Below are 1452 nucleotides of genomic sequence, written 5' to 3'. Positions count from 1 at the left end.
TAGACCGTATGTTCCTGGGATGAAGGTGGCCCGCCCCCGCGGTAAGCTGAATTCGGGGGTTGCTCTGGATAGGCCGGAGCCGAGCCCCACGCTTAAGCGAGGGCGAACCATGAAAGAGGATAGCGTAATTTTCATCGGCTTGGATACGTCAAAGCTGAAGATTTCAGTGGCGGTTGCGGATGGAGAGCGCAACGGCGAGGTGCGGTTTTTCGGCGACATCTCCTCGGAGCCGACGTCTGTGGCATCGATGATCAACAAGCTTTCCAAGCGCGGCGCCAAGCTTCACTTCTGCTATGAGGCCGGTCCGACCGGTTACGGTCTTTACCGGCAGATTGTCGAACTGGGGCATGACTGCGTGGTGGTGGCGCCGTCGCTGGTGCCCAGGCGAGCAGGTGACCGGGTGAAGACCAACCGCCGGGATGCCGTCAGCCTGGCGCGCCTGCACCGCGCGGGCGAGTTGACCGCGGTCTGGGTTCCGGATGAAGCTCATGAGGCGATCCGCGACCTGGTGCGGGCTCGCGAGGCGGCCAGCGACGCGTTGAAGCAGGCGCGTCAGCAACTTCAGTCTTTTCTCCTGCGTCACGGCCGGATCTATACCGGCCGCAAACCATGGACGCGTGCCCATGTCCGATGGCTGGTGCGCCAGACCTTCGATCATCCCGCCCACCACATCCTGTTGGCGGAATATTGCCAAGCCATCGAAGATGCCGGCGTGCGTCTGGACCGGTTGACCCAGCTGGTGGTGGAGACCGCTTCATCCTGGTCGATGGCCCCGGTTGTCGCCGCCTACCAAGCGCTGCGCGGCGTTGCATTCATGACGGCGGTCACCTTTGTCGTCGAAATCGGCGATGTCAGGCGCTTTGATAATCCCCGTCAGTTGATGGCTTATCTCGGTCTCGTGCCATCGGAAAGCTCAACGGGCGAACGGGTCAAGCGTGGTGGGATCACCAAGGCTGGCAACACGAGGGTGCGTCGGGTCCTCATCGAAGGCGCCTGGACATATCGCTTCCCAGCACGTGTGAGCCGGACAATCCAGAGGCGTCTGGAGGGATTGCCAAGGACGGTTCGAGAGATTGCCTGGAAAGGTCAAGTGAGGCTTTGCGCGCGGTATCGCAAGCTGATGGCGGCAGGCAAGCCGAAAGTCGTCGCGGTCACCGCCATTGCCCGAGAAATGGCAGCGTTCCTATGGGCGATCGGGCAGGAGGTCACTCCCATGGCACAAGGCTAGATCCTTCCGGTCAGCCCGAGGAACAACGCTTAACGAAAGCATTGAATCATCTGCTGTTGGACAAAGATGGAGGCAGGGCTCCGGTGGGGAACCCTCGTACAATCTATGTGGCGGAAACTGTCCACGCCCGAAGCTAGACAGAGGCAGCCCCAGACGAACACACGGAAATGCGGTACCCAACCCGCGCATAAGAGTATGCCAGCCGTCGTCAAAACGCCCTGTCT

The 1452-nt window shown here is 61.0% G+C and carries 1 protein-coding gene; it reads left to right on the top strand.

Annotated elements, in window-relative coordinates:
• Positions 1-109 precede the first annotated feature (109 nt).
• Complete coding sequence (locus tag PY650_RS36385) at positions 110-1228, top strand: IS110 family RNA-guided transposase (RefSeq protein WP_285884935.1); 1119 nt, start codon at positions 110-112, stop codon at positions 1226-1228.
• The last annotated feature ends 224 nt before the right edge of the window (positions 1229-1452 follow it).

Source organism: Martinezella calliandrae (assembly GCF_030272695.1).
Lineage (GTDB): Bacteria > Pseudomonadota > Alphaproteobacteria > Rhizobiales > Rhizobiaceae > Rhizobium > Rhizobium calliandrae.
Note: the sequence above shows the minus strand (reverse complement) of the source record. Positions and strands in the feature narration are given on the sequence as shown.

Bases quoted from the DNA above. Each gene is read 5' to 3' on its own strand.
- PY650_RS36385 (WP_285884935.1), top strand. From the start codon at position 110: ATGAAAGAGGATAGCGTAATTTTCATCGGCTTGGATACGTCAAAGCTG.